14 protein-coding genes are annotated in these 14,933 nt (G+C 65.0%); 8 read left to right on the top strand and 6 right to left on the bottom strand.

Going from position 1 to position 14,933, the window contains the following annotated elements; translation table 11 throughout:
- Positions 1–46 precede the first annotated feature (46 nt).
- Positions 47–1,621: an alkaline phosphatase D family protein gene (locus D6B98_RS09330; protein WP_126256695.1), complete on the top strand. Its 1,575-nt coding sequence runs from the start codon at positions 47–49 to the stop codon at positions 1,619–1,621.
- 142 nt (positions 1,622–1,763) lie between these two features.
- Positions 1,764–2,582, top strand: coding sequence for an aldo/keto reductase (locus D6B98_RS09325; protein WP_126256694.1), 819 nt, complete (start codon positions 1,764–1,766; stop codon positions 2,580–2,582).
- Between the two features lie 60 nt (positions 2,583–2,642).
- Here D6B98_RS09325 and D6B98_RS09320 read toward each other — a convergent pair whose 3' ends face one another.
- On the bottom strand, positions 2,643–2,879 hold the full coding sequence (locus D6B98_RS09320) for a hypothetical protein (protein WP_126256693.1): 237 nt from the start codon (positions 2,877–2,879) through the stop codon (positions 2,643–2,645).
- A gap of 95 nt (positions 2,880–2,974) precedes the next feature.
- The gene (locus tag D6B98_RS09315; RefSeq protein WP_126256692.1) at positions 2,975–3,427 is read right to left on the bottom strand and encodes a hypothetical protein; all 453 of its coding nucleotides are present in this window, start codon (positions 3,425–3,427) and stop codon (positions 2,975–2,977) included.
- A 158-nt stretch (positions 3,428–3,585) separates the two neighbouring features.
- On the opposite strand from D6B98_RS09315, the gene D6B98_RS09310 reads away from it, so the two are divergent.
- Together D6B98_RS09310 and hpaD are read left to right on the top strand one after the other, a co-directional pair.
- Positions 3,586–3,858 carry a helix-turn-helix domain-containing protein gene (locus tag D6B98_RS09310; protein ID WP_128916759.1) on the top strand — a complete coding sequence of 91 codons (273 nt, stop codon included), beginning with the start codon at positions 3,586–3,588 and terminating at the stop codon, positions 3,856–3,858.
- A gap of 18 nt (positions 3,859–3,876) precedes the next feature.
- Positions 3,877–4,731 (top strand): 3,4-dihydroxyphenylacetate 2,3-dioxygenase, encoded by an 855-nt coding sequence (gene hpaD, locus D6B98_RS09305; protein ID WP_126256690.1) that lies wholly within the window; start codon positions 3,877–3,879, stop codon positions 4,729–4,731.
- Positions 4,732–4,741: 10 nt separating this feature from the next.
- Here hpaD and D6B98_RS09300 read toward each other — a convergent pair whose 3' ends face one another.
- Positions 4,742–5,974, bottom strand: a complete 1,233-nt coding sequence (locus tag D6B98_RS09300) for an aminotransferase-like domain-containing protein (protein WP_126256689.1) — start codon at positions 5,972–5,974, stop codon at positions 4,742–4,744.
- 55 nt (positions 5,975–6,029) lie between these two features.
- Positions 6,030–6,557 (bottom strand): DUF3124 domain-containing protein, encoded by a 528-nt coding sequence (locus tag D6B98_RS09295; RefSeq protein WP_164718483.1) that lies wholly within the window; start codon positions 6,555–6,557, stop codon positions 6,030–6,032.
- Between the two features lie 67 nt (positions 6,558–6,624).
- Here D6B98_RS09295 and D6B98_RS09290 point away from each other — a divergent pair, with 67 nt between their 5' ends.
- The 4 genes from D6B98_RS09290 to D6B98_RS09275 all read left to right on the top strand — a co-directional run bounded on the left by D6B98_RS09290 (position 6,625) and on the right by D6B98_RS09275 (position 12,123).
- A complete protein-coding gene (locus D6B98_RS09290; protein WP_126256687.1) occupies positions 6,625–8,355 on the top strand; it encodes a cation:proton antiporter in 1,731 nt (576 codons plus the stop codon).
- Positions 8,356–8,525: 170 nt separating this feature from the next.
- Entirely contained in the window at positions 8,526–9,602 is a 1,077-nt protein-coding gene (gene ribB / locus D6B98_RS09285) for a 3,4-dihydroxy-2-butanone-4-phosphate synthase (protein ID WP_126256686.1), read from the top strand.
- A gap of 215 nt (positions 9,603–9,817) precedes the next feature.
- Entirely contained in the window at positions 9,818–11,032 is a 1,215-nt protein-coding gene (locus D6B98_RS09280; RefSeq protein WP_126256685.1) for an acyl-CoA dehydrogenase, read from the top strand.
- Positions 11,033–11,199: 167 nt separating this feature from the next.
- A complete protein-coding gene (locus tag D6B98_RS09275) occupies positions 11,200–12,123 on the top strand; it encodes an MBL fold metallo-hydrolase (RefSeq protein ID WP_126256684.1) in 924 nt (307 codons plus the stop codon).
- Between the two features lie 117 nt (positions 12,124–12,240).
- Here the strand turns inward: D6B98_RS09275 and D6B98_RS09270 are convergent, their stop codons facing one another.
- Both D6B98_RS09270 and D6B98_RS09265 read right to left on the bottom strand, forming a co-directional pair.
- On the bottom strand, positions 12,241–13,095 hold the full coding sequence (locus tag D6B98_RS09270; protein ID WP_126256683.1) for a DUF1499 domain-containing protein: 855 nt from the start codon (positions 13,093–13,095) through the stop codon (positions 12,241–12,243).
- A gap of 203 nt (positions 13,096–13,298) precedes the next feature.
- Positions 13,299–14,927, bottom strand: coding sequence for a fatty-acid--CoA ligase (locus D6B98_RS09265; RefSeq protein WP_126256682.1), 1,629 nt, complete (start codon positions 14,925–14,927; stop codon positions 13,299–13,301).
- Positions 14,928–14,933: the final 6 nt, after the last annotated feature.

Below are 14,933 nucleotides of genomic sequence, written 5' to 3'. Positions count from 1 at the left end.
TAAGGAGCGCAGGCACCTTCCGTCGTGATTCGACGAAGGTTTCTGAATGGCAACGCTCCGCGCTTCGCGCGCATGGACCCGGCGGCAATTCCTGGTCCGTTCGACTTCAAGCTTGGCGGTTGCCTCACTCGGCACGCTCGCAACCCCGTATCTCAGCCGCGCCGCCGACCGTCCGCAGGTCGCCGGCGGGATTCAGTCCGGCGACGTCTGCGATGGCTCCGCCGTGGTCTGGGCGCGCGCGGACCGGGCCGCACGGATGCATGTGGAGTGCTCGACCATCGAGAGTTTCAAGACCATCATTGCGTCGGCTTCGCGCGATGCGCTGGCGGATGGCGATTTCACCGCAAAGCTGCTGCTGAACGATCTGCCGCCGGGACAGGACGTCTTTTACCGCGTCCGCTTCGACGATATCGCAACCGGCCTTCGCGGCGAGAGCCGCATCGGCCATTTCCGCACCGCGCCGGCCGCCGGCCGGTCGATCTCGTTCGTGTGGTCCGGCGACGTCGCGGGGCAGGGCTGGGGCATCGACATCGCGCGCGGCGGCTATCGCGGCTATCGCACCATGCTGGACAACCGCCCCGATTTCTTCATCCATTCCGGCGATCACATCTACGCCGACTGCACGATTCCGTCAGAGCAGAAGCTGCCGAACGGCGAGACCTGGCGCAACCTCGTGATCGAGGAAAAGTCCGAAGTCGCGCACACGCTGGCGCAGTTTCGCGGCAATTACAAATACAACCATCTCGACGAGAACTTTCGCGCCTTCCACGCGGAAGTGCCGATGCTCGCGCAATGGGACGACCACGAGGTCACCAACGACTGGTCGCCGACCGGCAGCTACGATCACGCAGGCTTTGAGGATGACGGCACCCCGCGCCTGGTCGCCCGCGCCCGCCGTGCCTTCTTCGACTTCATGCCGATCCGCGATATCGGCGCGCAGCAGGGACGGGTTTATCGAAAGATCGCCTATGGCCCGCTGCTCGACATCTTCATGATCGACATGCGCAGCTATCGCGACGATAGCTGGAACAGGGGCAGCGACCGGCGCGGCTGGATCTTTGGTGCCGAACAGCTCGCCTGGCTGAAGCGCGAGCTTGCCGCCTCGCGCGCGACCTGGAAGGTGATCGCGGCCGACCTGCCGATCGGTCTGATCAGCCTGGATGCCGTCGCGCTCGGCGACGGGCCGCCCGATCGACGTGAGCACGAGATCGCCGATCTTCTTGGCTCCGTCAAGCGCGCCGGTGTGCGCAACATCGTCTGGCTCACCGCCGACATGCACTACACCGCCGCGCATCATTATGATCCGAACAGGGCGCAATTCCAGGAGTTTGAGCCGTTCTGGGAGTTCGTCTCCGGCCCGCTGCATGCCGGGACCTGGGGCCCGGCCGAGCTCGATAACACCTTTGGGCCCGTCGCGATGTACCAGAACGGCTGCAGCGCGGCGCAGGGTGAGAATCTGGCGCCTTGTTTCGGCCTGCAATTCTTTGGCCGTGTCGACATCGACGGCCGCAGCGGCGTCATGACGGTGACTTTGAAGGACGTCGATAACCGCAGCCTCTGGTCGGTCGACATCGCGCCGCAGCCGCAACCGCGACCGGCCATGGTGGCGCAGCATTCGTAGGTCGCTAACCCGATCTTGATTGGCCGCGCCGCCCTCGTCGGGCTATGCTGCTTGCTCCCGCCGTCTCTTTTCCATCACCGAAAGATCTGCTCACGCGGCCTCGCCGCGCGTCCGGCGGGTGCAATACCTCAGGAGCCTGTCCATGGACAATCTGAAGACCCAGGGCATCAGCATGCCCAAGCTCGGCCTCGGCACTTTTCGCATGCAGGGCGATGCCTGCCGCGCCGCGGTCGAGAGCGCGCTGTCGATCGGCTATCGCCACATCGACACCGCCGAGATGTACGCCAATGAGGAGCCGATCGGATCGGCCATCGCCGCGTCCCGCCTGCCGCGTGGCGAGCTTCACGTCACGACCAAGGTCTGGCACGAAAACCTCACGCCGGACGCGATCCGGCGCGCCTTCGACACCAGCCTGAACAAGCTCAGGCTCGACCATGTCGACCTCTATCTCGTGCACTGGCCCTCAAAATCCGCGAACTGGGGCGCGGTGTTCGAAACCTTGATCAAGCTGAAGGAGGAGGGCCGCACGCGCGCCATCGGCGTCGCCAATTTCACCACGGCGCTGCTCAAGCTCGCGGTCGAGGACGTCAGGGCGCCGATCGCCTGCAATCAGGTCGAATATCACGCCATGCTCGATCAATCGAAGGTGCTGGCCTATCTCGCGGCGAAATCGATCCCGCTCGTCGCGTATTGTCCGCTGGCGCAGGGGCGGGTTGCCTCGGATCCGGTGCTGGCCGAGATCGGCGCCAGGCACGACGCGACCGCCGCGCAGGTCGCGCTGAAATGGCTGCTCGACCAGGACGGTGTCGCTGCGATCCCGAAGGCCTCGCGCCGCGAGAGCCAGCAGGCCAACCTCGATGCGCTGAAGATCACGCTCGACGATGCCGACCGCAAGAAGATCGCGGCGTTGCCGAAGGATCGCCGCTGCGTCAATCCAGGCTTCGCGCCGGCGTGGGATTAGCTCGCGTACCTGGGCAATAGAAATGGCCCCGTGAGGGGCCATTTTCATTCGCGTTGCGCATTAGTCCCAGTGATGGTGGCGGTGGCTGCGCTTGATCACGACCACTCGGTCTCCGCGATGGTGGCGATGCCAGCCGCGATCGTGATGGTGCATGCGATATTCGGCGCGGGCGCCGTACGGGCCGTGATGATGATGGTGATAGCCGCGCTTGATCACCACCGTCTCGGCGCTTGCCAGCGTCGGCGCCGCGATCACGAGCGCACCCACGGCCGCAACCACATAACCAAGCTTCTTCATGATGTCCTCCTCCAATCGAATGCCAATTTAAACCGGGCATTCACGCGAACGTTCCGGGAGAATCACAGGAGAATTCTGAACGGCTGTTCAGGTGGCTAATCGCAGCGTTGTTGCGTTGGCGTCGGTGCGCCCGTCGCGACGTATTTGCCGTCCCGGATCGTGTACTCGCCGCGCTCGCTGCGATTGTAGATTGCGCGCAGGCTGCCGTCCTTCAGGAGCAGCAGCCCGAACTCACGCGCTTGGTGCAGCGAGGGGAAGTACACCATCACATTGAGCAGGCCCTCGGCGCCGACCGTGGCCGACACCACCTCGTTCTCGTCCTTGGCGTCGCCGAAATTGCGCCGGTACATCACCCGGCCGTCCTTCCGGATCTCGTAGGTCAGCAGCGCGCCCTTGTCGCGGTCGGGCTTCGCTGCGCAGTCGACCGCCCATGAGCCGAGCAGGCCCCATTGCTCGACCATCGCGGCCAGCGTCTCGGCACTGGCCGCAGGCGCGATCGCCGCCCACAGCAGCGCAGCCGCGATCCAGCGGCTCAAACAACGCGTCATGTCCTAGAGAACCCCGCCTCGAAGAATTCCAAAGTGTAGCATCCCGCCCGCTTCCGTCCATGGCGGCCGCCGATCACTCGCGAATTTGATCCGCGTCAATGAGCCCGGCTTTTTCGGGAGTAGGATGGCGCTTCCCGAAGGCCAACCTGGATACACCAATGCTGAATCAAGTCATGGATTTTGCGGGCGAAGTGCTGCCGGGGAGCTGTGCCGTGCCGCCTTATTCCGAGACCGAGTTTCTGACCGAGCTGGGCGATCGCCTGCGGTCCTCGCGCATGCGCTGCGACCTGTCGCGCCGCGAGCTGGCCCGCCGTTCCGGGATTTCCGAGCGCTATATCGCCCAGATCGAGGCCGGCAAGGGCAACGTCTCGATCGTGCTTTTGCTGCGGCTTGCCTCCGCAATCCACGGCAGTCAGCCCCAGGCGGCCTGACGCTTCGAGGGGACCGCCATGGGGCAGCTCGTACTCGCCGCCAAGGTCACCCACGTTCCATCGTTGATGCTGTCGGAGCAACCCGGCAGCCCGCTGCGTGCCGCGCGCGAGCCGGCGGTCAGGTCCCTGCGCGAACTCGGCCGGCGGGCGAAAGAGCGCGGCGTCACCTGCTTCGTGGTGTTCGACACCCACTGGCTCTCCAATTTCGGCTACCACATCAATGCCAATGCGAGGCATCGCGGCTCGTTCACGAGCCACGAGGCGCCGCAGATGATCCAGGATCTGCGCTACGATCTGCCGGGTGATACGCCCCTGGCGGAGGCCATCGCTGATAGGGCCGGAGAGGCGGGCCTGAACGTGATCGCCCATCAGGTGGCGAGCCTCGGGCTCGAATACGGCACGATCGTGCCGATGCACTACATGAACCCGGACGGCTTTGCGAAGGTCGTCTCGGTCGCCTCGCCGCTCTTCACCTCGTTCGAGGAGAGCCGGATCGTCGGTGAAGCGACCCGCCGGGCGATCGACGCATCCGGCGAGCGGGTCGCCGTCCTCGCCAGCGGCTCGCTCTCGCACCGGCTCTGGCCGAACAAGAAGCTCGGCCCGGAGGCGTGGACCTCGGTCGCCAGCGAGTTCAACCGCCAGGTCGATTTGCGCGTGCTCGAGCTGTGGCAGAGCCGCCGCTACCGCGAATTCCTCGACATGCTTCCGGACTACGCCACCAAGTGCAACGGTGAAGGCGGCATGGCCGACACCATCATGCTGTTCGCCGCGCTCGGCTGGTACGACTATCGCGGCGCCGCCGAGCAGCTTTGCGACTATTTCCCGTCCTCCGGCTCCGGCCAGGTCAACGTGGAATTTCACCTCGAGGCGTAAGGTGGCGGCCTCAGCCCCGTTTCTCCACGTTGGCGCTGCGGGCCGGCACGCCGAATTCCTTGCGGCAGACCTCGGCCAGCACGGCGACGCCCTCGCGGATCTGCTGGTGCGAGGGACTTGCGAAGCACAGCCTGAGCCGCGAGCTGGAATGGGCCTTGTTGGTCGACCATTCCGGTCCCGGATTGATCGAGACGCCGGCGGCAAGCGCGGCCTGATACAGCTTCAGCGTATCGACCTGCTCGGGTAGCTTCACCCAGAGAAAGATGCCGCCCTTGGGCTCCTCGAATTCCGCCGCCGTTCCGAACTGCTCGTTCAGCGCTTCCATCAGCGTGTCGAGCTTGGTGCGCAGCGCCTTCGTCAAAGCCGGCACGTGGGTCGAAAAATGCGGCTTGCAATAGGTGGCGAGCACCATCTGCTCCAGCGCACCGGAGCCCGCGTCCGTCTTCAGCGCCAGCATCCGCGACATCACCTCCCAGGGCGCGACGATGAAGCCGACGCGCAGCGCCGGCGCGATCGATTTCGAGAACGAGCCGATATGGATCACCCCGCCGTTCGGGCTCATCGCGTAGATCGCCGGTGGCCGCTGCCCCGACCAGACCAGGTCGGCATAGCAATCGTCCTCGAAGATGGGCACGCCATATTCGGTCGCGAGCCGTACCAGCTCGGCGCGGCGGCTCTCGGGCATGATGCTGCCGGTCGGGTTCTGCACGGTCGGAATGGTGTAGATGTATTTCGGACGGATGCCGCGGCTCTTCAGGTCGGCCAGCGTCGCGGCCAAGAGGTCCATGCGCATGCCGTCCTTGTCGAGGGGGACGCCGACCACGTTGACGCCGAGCCGCGCCAGGCGGGTCAGCGAGCCCTGATAGCTGTCCTGTTCGAAGATCACGGTATCGCCGCGGGTCAGCAGCGTCGCGTTGACGAGATCGAGCGCCTGCAGCGAGCCGGAGACGATCAGGAGATCGTCGACGGTGCAGGTGATGCCGGCATCGCGCTTGAGCTTCGTCACCAGGAATTCGCGCAGGGGCAGGTAACCCTGCGGCCCATGCGCCAGCCCGTAGGTGGCGAGCGAGCGGCCCTCGCGGCGCAGCACCGTGCTGGTCGCTTCGATCAGCTCGTCGAGCGGCACCTGCTCGGAATCGTTATTGCCGCCGACAAAGCTGTATTTGGCAAGGCCCGTCCAGCGCGCGGAAGGGGCCGGCAGCCCTGCCGGAAACAGGGGCGCGAAATCGAAGCTGGACGTCATGGGGGCGTTCCTCGTTTCTGTTCTTGTTGAGCCGGCCTGCGTTGCACCGGCCGCCTTACTTCTTGCCGGCGGTCCGGGTCGGACGGCCCTGGCTGATGAAAGCGTAATGCGCATTGGCGATGCCGCCAACCATGAGGGCCTCGACCACGGGCTCGGCGATCTCGCCCGTGGCGGCCCAATCGACCAGGAAATTGGCCCCGGTCCCGCCGCGCAAATCGTCGGTCGGAATGAAGACCGAGACGGTCGCCAGCGGCCTCAAGGCCACCGGCGCCTTCAGATAACTCTCGACCTGCTTGCCTGCGGTGTCGAAATAGGCGATGCGTTTGATCACCAGTGCTTGCGTCTCGGAGGCGTTGTGAACACTCAAGGTCACCGAGAAGTCGACGCGCAGCTTGCCCTGGCTCATCGCCACGCTGGAGTAAGCGGGCACGTAGAACCCGCCGGAGACAGCGAGTTCTTCCTTCGGCATAGCGGTGAGGGAATCGGCAAAGTTCTGTTCGATATTGACCTTGGATTGCGCGGCGGCGGGCACGGCAAAGGCGAGGGGGCATAGCAGCATTGCTGCGAGCAGCCCTTTTCGCATGTGACGAATTGCTCGCTTGCCGCGCCGCAACCCGTCTCTAGGGTGCGGCAAAACGGACCAATTTGGTATGCACGAGCTCATTCGCGACATCACTCTCTCTATCCTCTTTGCCTGGATGCTGGGCCTGCTCGCCCATTTCTCCCGGCAGCCGCTGATCCTGGCCTACCTTATCGCTGGCTTCTGCATAGGTCCATTCGGCGCCGGCTGGGTCCACTCGCAGGAATCGATCAGCGTCATCTCCGAGCTTGGCCTGATCTTCATGCTTTTCATGATCGGCCTGGAAATCGACCTGAAGAAGATCGTGCGGGCAGGGCGGGTGATCCTGTTCGCGGCGGGCAGCCAGCTGCTCGGCGGCTGCCTGCTCGGGCTCCTCTTCTTCGTCGGCATCGGCCTGGCGCTCGGCGGCGGGCACTTCGATGCGGTCTATCTCTGCGTCGCCTGCGCATTGTCGAGCACCGTCATCATCGTCAAGGTGCTCTACGAGAAGCGCGAGCTCGATACGCTGCCGGGCCGCATCACCCTCGGCGTCCTGGTGCTTCAGGACATCTTCGCGATTCTCTTCCTGGCAGTGCAGCCGAGCCTGGCCAATCTGCAGGTCAGCGTCATCCTGCTCTCGATCGGCCGCGTCGCTGTGCTGGTTGCCGCCGCGCTGCTGGTCAGCCGCTACGTGCTGCCGCGCCTGTTCCACCAGATCGCCCGGCGCCCCGAGTTGATCCTGCTCGGCGCGCTGGCCTGGTGCTTCCTCGTTGCCGAGACCGCCGAGCGGCTCTCGCTGTCGCGCGAAATGGGTGCGCTGATTGCCGGCGTGTCGCTCTCGACCTTCCCTTACGCCCTCGACGTCACCGCCAAGGTCACCACGCTGCGCGACTTCTTCATCACCCTGTTTTTCGTCGCGCTCGGCATGACCATCCCCGTGCCTGGCCTCTCGGTGATAGGACTTGCCGTGATGATCGCGGCGTTCACGGTGGTGAGCCGCCTCCTCACCACCTTCACGCCGCTCTACCTGATGAAGCAGGGCCTGCGCGCTAGCCTGTTGCCGGCCCTCAACCTCGCGCAGATCTCCGAGTTCTCGCTGGTGGTGATCCAGACCGGCGTCGCCGATCACCACATCGCAGCCGAGACGGCGAACGCCGCCTCCTTCGCCTTCGTGGTGCTGGCGGTGCTCTCGACCTTCGCGATGAGCCGCAGCGACGAGATCACCCGCTGGGCGATCGGCCCCCTGAAGCGGATCGGCCTGCGCGACCTCGATCACGGCAGCGGCCATGCCGAGGACGGGCACGAGGGCGGCCATGGCGAGGCCCGCCGCGTCGTCATCCTCGGCTTTTTCCGTGCCGCGAGCGCGCTGCTGGCCGAGATCGAGCGGCAGGCGCCGGTGCTGCTGGAGCAGATCACGGTGGTCGACTTCAACCCCAATGTGTACCAGACCCTGCTTTCGCGCGGCCTGCACGTGATCTACGGCGATATCAGCAATGTCGATACGCTGCTCCATGCCGGCATCGGCAAGTCCGAGATGATCATCCTCAGCGTGCCGGATTCGCTGCTGAAGGGCGCCACCAACGAGAAGCTGGTCCGCCACGTGCGCGCGCTCAATCCGACCGCCCTGATCGTCGCCACCGCCGACCTCCTGGCCGACGTCGGGGCGCTCTACGAGGCCGGCGCCAGCTACGTCACCGTGACCCGGCTCAGCGATGCGCACGAGCTATTTACCGTGATCGAAGCCGCCCAGGCCGGCCTGCTCGCCGACAAGCGCGCCGAGCTCGATCAGCGGCTCGGCGAACGGCGCGAGGTGCTGCCTTGACGGCATCCGGCCGCCTTCCTCTCCGGCTGTCTGCGCCTATATCCTGGTATCTTCGGTGCAAGCCGGCCTTCGATGGGCCCGCCGCCCGGAATATGCGGTTGCGTCCAGGACACTAGCGCCCCGGCCCAAGTCCGGCTAAGCCTCCCGGCATAACCGATAGAGATTGGGAAATGCCCGATAGCATTCAGGAAGTCTTGCAGGCCTTTGCCCGGGGGGAGCTCGTCGTCGTCACCGACGACGAGGACCGTGAGGGCGAGGGCGATCTGATCGTCGCCGCCTCGCTCTGCACCGCCGAGAAGATGGCGTTCATCATCCGCCACACCTCCGGCATCGTCTGCGCGCCTGTGACCGGCGATGACGCGCGCCGCCTGCGGCTCGATCCGATGGTGGCCCATAACGATTCCGCGCACACCACCGCGTTCACGGTGTCGATCGACTACAAGCCCGATGGCGGCACCGGCATCTCCGCCGAGGAGCGTGCCTCCTGCTGCCGCGCGCTGGCCAATCCCAATGTCGGCGCCAACGATTTCGCCCGGCCCGGTCACATCTTCCCGCTGATCGCCAAGGACGGCGGCGTGCTGCTGCGCTCCGGCCATACCGAGGCTGCCGTGGACCTCTGCAAGCTCTCGGGCCTTCCGCCGGTCGGCGTCATCAGCGAGCTCATGAACGACGACGGCAGCGTGATGAAGGGCGAGCAGGTCGCCCGCTTCGCCGCCCAGCACAAGCTGAAGCACGTCACCATCGCGGATATGATCGCCTACCGCCAGGCGCGCGAAAAACTGATCGAGCGGGTCTCGACCTTCGTCACCGAGAGCCCGATCGGTCCCTTGCAGGGCTATGCCTACCGCTCGCCGTTCGATTCCATCGCTCACGTCGCCTTCGTCTATAACGGCGTCGGCGACGGCAAGAACGTGCTGACGCGCTTCCACAAGCCGAACATCGTCAAGGACACCTTCACCGGTCACAAGCGCATGGCGGTCGTGCTCGAGCATTTCAAGAAATCCGGCCGTGGCGTGCTGGTTTACCTGCGCGATGGAGCCGCCGGTGTCCCCGTGGCGCCGCTGCCGGACGAGTCCTCGACAGAGGCCGACCGCAACCGCCAGTGGCGCGAGGTCGGCGTCGGCGCGCAGATCCTGCGCGACCTCGGCGTCACCTCGATCCGGCATCTCACCTCCTCGGTGCACGACTACAAGGGCCTGTCGGGCTTCGGCATCGAGATCGTCGCCAACGAGCAACTCGAGAGTTGACACGCAGTGTCATTCCGGGATGGCGCTGAAGGCGCCAGACCCGGAATCTCGATGTTGTAGAAACGAGATTCCGGGTTCGACGCCCCGGACCGCGCTTACGCGGTCCCGTCGCGTCGCCCCGGAATGACCGAAACCAGGACGCAATTGCACTTGTTGCCGCGGCGCTTTAGTTTGTCGGGCAATTGTTGACGGAACCAGACGCGAAAGGACGTTTTATGAGCGTGCGCCCTCAGGCCAAGGACAAGCCGGCTGCGGCTTCTTTCCAGTGGGACGATCCGTTCCTGCTCGACGAGCAACTCACCGAAGACGAGCGCATGGTGCGCGACACCGCCCGCGCCTACGCCCAGGACAAGCTGCTGCCGCGCGTCGCCAAGGCGTATCTCGAAGAGAAGACCGACCGCGAGATCTTCAACGAGATGGGCGAGCTCGGCCTGATCGGCATCACGCTGCCTGAGGAATATGGCTGCGCCAACGCGAGCTACGTGGCTTACGGCCTCGTCGCGCGCGAGATCGAGCGGGTCGATTCCGGCTACCGCTCGATGAACTCGGTGCAGTCCTCACTGGTGATGTACCCGATCTACGCCTATGGCGACGAGAACCAGCGCAAGAAGTACCTGCCGAAGCTCGCCAGCGGCGAGTGGGTCGGCTGCTTCGGTCTGACGGAGCCTGACGCCGGCTCCGATCCCGCCGGCATGAAGACCCGCGCGGAAAAGGTTTCGGACGGCTATCGCCTCACCGGCAGCAAGATGTGGATCTCGAACGCGCCGATCGCGGACGTGTTCGTGGTCTGGGCCAAGTCGGCTGCGCACGACAACCAGATCCGCGGCTTCGTGCTGGAGAAGGGCATGAAGGGCCTCTCCGCACCGAAGATCGGCGGCAAGCTCTCGCTTCGCGCCTCCATCACCGGCGAGGTCGTGATGGACGGCGTCGTGGTTCCGGAAGACGCCCTGCTGCCCAACGTCTCCGGCCTGAAGGGTCCGTTCGGCTGCCTCAACCGCGCCCGCTACGGCATTTCCTGGGGCGCGCTCGGCGCGGCCGAGGACTGCATGCATCGCGCCCGCCAGTACACGCTCGACCGCAAGCAGTTCGGCAAGCCGCTCGCCGCAACCCAGCTCGTGCAGAAGAAGCTCGCGGACATGGAGACCGAGATCGCGCTGGGTCTTCAGGGCTCGCTTCGCGTCGGCCGCCTGATGGACGAGGGCAAGTTCGCGCCCGAGATGATCTCGATCATGAAGCGCAACAATTGCGGCAAGGCCCTCGACATCGCCCGCACCGCCCGCGACATGCACGGCGGCAACGGCATCTCGATCGAATACCACGTCATGCGCCACGTCCAGAACCTCGAGACGGTCAACACCTACGAGGGCACCCACGACGTCCACGCCCTGATCCTGGGCCGCGCCATCACGGGCATTCAGGCGTTTTTCTGATTGTTATTGGCTTCCGTGCCGATTGCCTTGCTCCGCTGTCATCGTCCGCGTAGGCGGACGATCCAGTATCCCAGAGACCTCGCCTTCGCCTCAGGCGCCGCGGCGTACTGGATACCCCGCTTTCGCGGGGTATGACGAAGAGTGGGGTCGTCCGTATAGGAAGTCCCATGTCCGACAACGACGACGTCCCGTTCAACCGCAATTTTCCGCTGAAGCCCGGCATCGTCGAGGAAGTCCGACCCGGCGTGCGCCGCGTGCTCTGCAACAATCCGAGCCCGTTCACCTTCACCGGCACGGTCAGCTACATCGTGGGCCGAGGCAATGTCGCGATCATCGATCCAGGTCCGGACGATGAAGCGCATGCGGCTGCGCTGCTCGATGCCGTGCGCGGCGAGACGGTGAGCCATATCTTCGTCACCCACACCCATCGCGACCATTCGCCCAACACCGCGCGGATCAAGCAGGCGACGGGAGCGCCGGTTTATGCCGAAGGCCCGCACCGGGCCTCGCGCCCCCGTTTCGAGAGCGAGAAGCACAATCCGGAATCCGGCGTCGATCGCGATTTCGCGCCGGACGTCAACCTCGCACATGGCGATGTCGTCGAAGGTGACGGCTGGCGGCTCGAGGCCGTGGCGACGCCGGGCCACACCGCCAATCATCTGGCCTTCGCCTGGCCGGAGCGAAAGTTCAACTTCGTCGGCGATCACGTGATGGGCTGGTCGACCTCGATCGTGGCGCCGCCCGACGGCTCGATGATCGACTACATGGACTCGCTCGACCGGCTCGCCGCGCGCGAGGAAGACCTCTATTTCTCCGGCCACGGCCCGGAGATTCCCGACGGCCAGCGCTTCGTGCGCTTCCTGATCCGGCACCGCAAGGCGCGTGAGGCCTCGATCCTGCACCGCCTCGCCAAGGGCGAGACCGACATCCCGACCATGGTCCGCGCGATCTATATCGGCATCGATCCTAGGCTGACGACGGCCGCCGGCTATTCCGTGCTGGCGCATCTGGAAGATCTGGTCGCCCGCGGCGTGGTCGCGACCGAGGGCGATCCCGTGATCACGGGGACGTATCGGATGGCGAACGCCTAACTCGCTGTCATTCCGGGGCGCCGCGAAGCGGCGAGCCCGGAATCCATCGGGCCTCAGCATTGGTGGATGAATGGATTCCGGGCTCGCGCTAACGCGCGCCCCGGAATGACGGTGGGACTATTTCTTCACCGTCTTTGCCGGTGCCTTCGGCGGCGTCACCGGCGTCTTCTTCACCGGCTTGAGCGCATCGGCATCGGCGGCGGTATTGAGATCGTCGATGAATTTCTTGATCCGCGCCGCGTTGCTGCCGAGATCGCTGTCGAAATTGCGCGAGGCCGAGCGGATATCGACGCGGGAATCATCGCCGTCCGCCACGAACCTCATCGAAATGTCCTCGCGGAAACCCATGATCGGCGTGCGCGCTACCGCCTCGATGCGGCCGATGCGACGCGGCGGCTGCGGTGCACGCTCGTCGATGACGATCCATTTGCGCTTGTGCACGAGCTGGAGCGCGATCGCATAGGCGCGGTCGACGGAAATCTCGAGCTCGACGGGCACGATTTCGGGATAGAAGCGGCGCTGCTGCTCCGCCGAGTAGAGGCCGGCATAGACTGCGGGGTTGGTGCCCTCGCCGGTGCGCAGGCGCGCCATCGCGTCGAAGCGCGGCGGGTCGATCGGGTCGGTGGTGATGTCGTAGATCGCCGGCAGCTTGCGATATTGCAGGGCGAGATAGGCGGGATAGGCGAGGATCGCCCCGTCGATCAGGAAAGCGAGCAGGATGCGCGCCATGCCGCGCGAGCCGTTCTGCCAGATCGCGGCAAAGCCGGCGAGCCCGAACAGGATCGAGAGACCGGCGATCGCGAGCCCGCCCAGGAAAGTCGCAAGCGCCGGCTTCGGCTCCAGGAAGTCGAAGCGGACGACGATGATCGACACCACCACCGCCACCACCGCGAACACGGCCAGATTGCGCGCCCAGCTCGCGAGGCTGGACACGGGCTCCGACTGATAGGGAGCGGAAAACCTGCGGGCCATCGAGTGAGCTCTGCCGGGGTTGGCGATGCCGGCCGATTTGGCGCGACGACGAGCCGTTGAGACCACGGCGCGGCGGCAAATTCAAGGGTTCCGCCATCCCTCTCGCCGTCATGGCCGGGCTTGTCCCGGCCATCCACGCCTATCTTTCTTCAGGTCAGAACGTGGATGCCCGGGACAAGCCCGGGCATGACGGCCGTGGTGACTTACGCCGCCGCGTTCGGGAAGCGATAATCCTTGAACTGGTCGCGCAGCGCCGTCTTCAGGATCTTGCCGGTGGCCGTGTGCGGAATACCTTCGACGAAGGCGACGTCGTCGGGCATCCACCATTTGGCGATCTTGCCGTCCATGTACTTCAGGATCTCCTCGCGCGTGGCCTGCTGGCCCTGCTTGAGCTGCACGATCAGCAGCGGGCGCTCGTCCCATTTGGGGTGGAATACGCCGATCACGGCGGCTTCCGCCACCGCCGGATGACCGACCGCGAGGTTTTCGAGGTCGATCGAGGAGATCCACTCGCCGCCGGACTTGATCACGTCCTTGGAGCGGTCGGTGATCCGCATGTAGCCGTCCTCGTCGATGGTCGAGACGTCGCCGGTGTCGAAGAAGCCTCCCTCGTCGAGGATGTTGCTGTCGACGCGGTAATAGGCCTTGGCGACGGCAGGCCCGGAGACCTTCAGCCGGCCGAAGGTCTTGCCGTCCCAGGGCAGCTCCTTGCCGGCATCGTCGGTGATCTTCATCTCGACACCGAAGGGTGCATAGCCCTGCATCTGGAGCACGTCGAGCTTGGCATCGCCGATGGCGTTGTGGAACGGCGGCTTCAGCGCCGCGACGCTGCCGATCGGGCTCATCTCGGTCATGCCCCAGGCGTGGCGCACGTTCGAGCCCATGTCGAGGAAGGCCTTGATCATCGAGCGTGGCATCGCCGAGCCGCCGCAGATCACCATCTTCAGATCCGGCAGCTTGAGATTATTGGCGGACATGTGCTGGAGCAGCATCAGCCACACCGTCGGCACGCCGGCGGTGTGCGTCACCTTCTCGGTCGAGAGCAACTCATAGACCGAGGCGCCGTCGAGCTTGGCGCCGGGCATGACCAGCTTGGTGCCCTGCGAAGGCGCGGAGAAGGCGATGCCCCAGCTGTTGGCATGGAACAGCGGAACCACCGGCAGCATTGTCTCGGACGCACTCGTGCCGAGGGCGTCGACATTGTTGGCCATCAGCGCGTGCAGCACGTTGGAGCGATGCGAATACAGCACACCCTTGGGATCACCGGTGGTGCCGGAGGTGTAACACATCGCGGCTGCCGTGTTCTCGTCAAAGTCCTTCCATTTGAATTTGCCGTCCGCCTGCGCGATCCAGTCCTCGTAGGCGATCACGTTCTTCAGCGTGGTCTGCGGCATGTGCGCCTTGTCGGTGAGCACGACGTAGCGCTCCACGCTCGGCAGCTTGTCGGCGATCTTCTCCAGGATCGGAATGAAGGTGAGGTCGGTCATCACGATGCGGTCTTCCGCATGGTTGATGATCCAGGCGATCTGCTCGGGGAAAAGGCGGGGATTGACGGTATGGCAGATGGCACCGATCCCCATGATGCCGTACCACACCTCGAGATGGCGCCAGGTGTTCCAGGCGATGGTCGCGACACGGTCTCCGAGCTTGATGCCGTCGCGCTCCAGCATCTGCGAGACCTTGAGCGCGCGCTTGTGGATCTCTGCGTAAGTGGTGCGATGGATCGGTCCCTCGACCGAGCGTGTGACCACCTCCTGCTTGCCATGAATTTTGGCGGCGTGTTCGATGATCCGGTGGCAGAGCAGGGGCCAATCTTGCATCAAACCAAGCATTCCGAC

The sequence above is a fragment of the Bradyrhizobium sp. LVM 105 genome (genome assembly GCF_003957705.1).
Taxonomy (GTDB): Bacteria; Pseudomonadota; Alphaproteobacteria; order Rhizobiales; family Xanthobacteraceae; genus Bradyrhizobium; species Bradyrhizobium frederickii.
This window is presented reverse-complemented; position numbering and strand designations above follow the sequence as displayed.

What these genes read in the sequence shown, in the direction of transcription:
- D6B98_RS09330 (WP_126256695.1), top strand. Translation starts at nt 47, where the DNA reads ATGGCAACGCTCCGCGCTTCGCGCGCATGGACCCGGCGGCAATTCCTG.
- D6B98_RS09325 (WP_126256694.1), top strand. Translation starts at nt 1,764, where the DNA reads ATGGACAATCTGAAGACCCAGGGCATCAGCATGCCCAAGCTCGGCCTC.
- D6B98_RS09320 (WP_126256693.1), bottom strand. Translation starts at nt 2,879, where the DNA reads ATGAAGAAGCTTGGTTATGTGGTTGCGGCCGTGGGTGCGCTCGTGATC.
- D6B98_RS09315 (WP_126256692.1), bottom strand. Translation starts at nt 3,427, where the DNA reads ATGACGCGTTGTTTGAGCCGCTGGATCGCGGCTGCGCTGCTGTGGGCG.
- D6B98_RS09310 (WP_128916759.1), top strand. Translation starts at nt 3,586, where the DNA reads ATGCTGAATCAAGTCATGGATTTTGCGGGCGAAGTGCTGCCGGGGAGC.
- hpaD (WP_126256690.1), top strand. Translation starts at nt 3,877, where the DNA reads ATGGGGCAGCTCGTACTCGCCGCCAAGGTCACCCACGTTCCATCGTTG.
- D6B98_RS09300 (WP_126256689.1), bottom strand. Translation starts at nt 5,974, where the DNA reads ATGACGTCCAGCTTCGATTTCGCGCCCCTGTTTCCGGCAGGGCTGCCG.
- D6B98_RS09295 (WP_164718483.1), bottom strand. Translation starts at nt 6,557, where the DNA reads ATGCGAAAAGGGCTGCTCGCAGCAATGCTGCTATGCCCCCTCGCCTTT.
- D6B98_RS09290 (WP_126256687.1), top strand. Translation starts at nt 6,625, where the DNA reads ATGCACGAGCTCATTCGCGACATCACTCTCTCTATCCTCTTTGCCTGG.
- ribB (WP_126256686.1), top strand. Translation starts at nt 8,526, where the DNA reads ATGCCCGATAGCATTCAGGAAGTCTTGCAGGCCTTTGCCCGGGGGGAG.
- D6B98_RS09280 (WP_126256685.1), top strand. Translation starts at nt 9,818, where the DNA reads ATGAGCGTGCGCCCTCAGGCCAAGGACAAGCCGGCTGCGGCTTCTTTC.
- D6B98_RS09275 (WP_126256684.1), top strand. Translation starts at nt 11,200, where the DNA reads ATGTCCGACAACGACGACGTCCCGTTCAACCGCAATTTTCCGCTGAAG.
- D6B98_RS09270 (WP_126256683.1), bottom strand. Translation starts at nt 13,095, where the DNA reads ATGGCCCGCAGGTTTTCCGCTCCCTATCAGTCGGAGCCCGTGTCCAGC.
- D6B98_RS09265 (WP_126256682.1), bottom strand. Translation starts at nt 14,927, where the DNA reads ATGCTTGGTTTGATGCAAGATTGGCCCCTGCTCTGCCACCGGATCATC.